This window comes from Marinomonas sp. ATLA20, from assembly GCF_057180105.1.
In genome coordinates this window covers 1-1,199 of sequence record NZ_JBXUKU010000029.1, presented here as the reverse complement: position 1 = coordinate 1,199, position 1,199 = coordinate 1, and the positions used below count along the sequence as shown (strand labels likewise).

Here is a 1,199-nt window from a genome sequence, read left to right as displayed (position 1 = left end):
AATCGAAGGCAGGAATGCGCCTTAAGGAGTTAAGGTCTGGGGTGTGTAATTTGTTTTTGGAGAGAAAAAAACGAGGCCTAGTCGGCCTCGCATGGTAAAGCAATCAAAGACGAGATATCCGGTATCTCGTAATGCTGTTCCGCTTAAGTGAACAGCATTAACCCATTAGGGTGGCTTTTTTGTATCTGGCTGTTTGGTATGCCTATTTATCTAGCGTTGACTCTTATAATATGAGACTTTGCTTTATAGAGTTAATGTGAAAAGCAGAATCATATTTAGATCAATGTTTAAGCTATCAACTCTTAAAATCCTAGTTGCATGATTAAATTGAAAAAAAGTTTATAAAAGTCTTCCCTTTTCAATTTGTTATAGTAATATACGCACCCGCTGACAGGGACAGTGTTTAACTCTTTAGCTGTTAGTTTCGGGGCGTAGCGCAGCCTGGTAGCGCACTAGCATGGGGTGCTAGTGGTCGCAGGTTCAAATCCTGCCGTCCCGACCAAAATTTGAGAAATGCCGCTATAGCTCAGTTGGTAGAGCATCTGACTTGTAATCAGAGGGTCCCGAGTTCGACTCTTGGTGGCGGCACCATAATTTGGTCAAAGTTTCTTTCTTTAGAAATAAAGTATAGAGATAAAAAAAGATTTTGCTTTTATTAAAGCCGCTATAGCTCAGTTGGTAGAGCATCTGACTTGTAATCAGAGGGTCCCGAGTTCGACTCTTGGTGGCGGCACCACTTCTTAGGAAGTTATTTAAAAGTAAACTGCGTCATGTAATGCCGCTATAGCTCAGTTGGTAGAGCATCTGACTTGTAATCAGAGGGTCCCGAGTTCGACTCTTGGTGGCGGCACCATTTACTTGCTTATGTAAGTAAATTAAAAATTTGATTTAGCGTTAAGCCGCTATAGCTCAGTTGGTAGAGCATCTGACTTGTAATCAGAGGGTCCCGAGTTCGACTCTTGGTGGCGGCACCACTTACTTGATAAAGTAAGTTGGAATAAAACGTTAAACAATGATTGAGTGTGTAGCTCAGTTAAGAGTTTTTCTTAGCAAGGCGCATATCGATGGGAGTTAAGAACTCCACATCTCATAGATGTAAAATATGAACGGGTGTGTAGCTCAGTTGGGAGAGCGTCGCCCTTACAAGGCGAATGTCGGGAGTTCGAACCTCTCCACACCCACCACTAACTAGACAGTGG

At 42.5% G+C, this 1,199-nt stretch carries 6 tRNA genes; all 6 read left to right on the top strand.

The features are described 5' to 3' along the window. Nucleotides 1-425: 425 nt before the first annotated feature. Nucleotides 426-502 (top strand) — tRNA-Pro (locus AC2A4J_RS20280). A 13-nt stretch (nt 503-515) separates the two neighbouring features. Then, nucleotides 516-591: transfer RNA gene (locus AC2A4J_RS20275), tRNA-Thr, on the top strand. A 69-nt stretch (nt 592-660) separates the two neighbouring features. Then, a tRNA-Thr gene (locus AC2A4J_RS20270) sits at nt 661-736 on the top strand. A gap of 41 nt (nt 737-777) precedes the next feature. Further along, a tRNA-Thr gene (locus AC2A4J_RS20265) sits at nt 778-853 on the top strand. 45 nt (nt 854-898) lie between these two features. Continuing rightward, a tRNA-Thr gene (locus AC2A4J_RS20260) sits at nt 899-974 on the top strand. A gap of 134 nt (nt 975-1,108) precedes the next feature. Then, nucleotides 1,109-1,184, top strand: a tRNA-Val gene (locus tag AC2A4J_RS20255). The last annotated feature ends 15 nt before the right edge of the window (nt 1,185-1,199 follow it).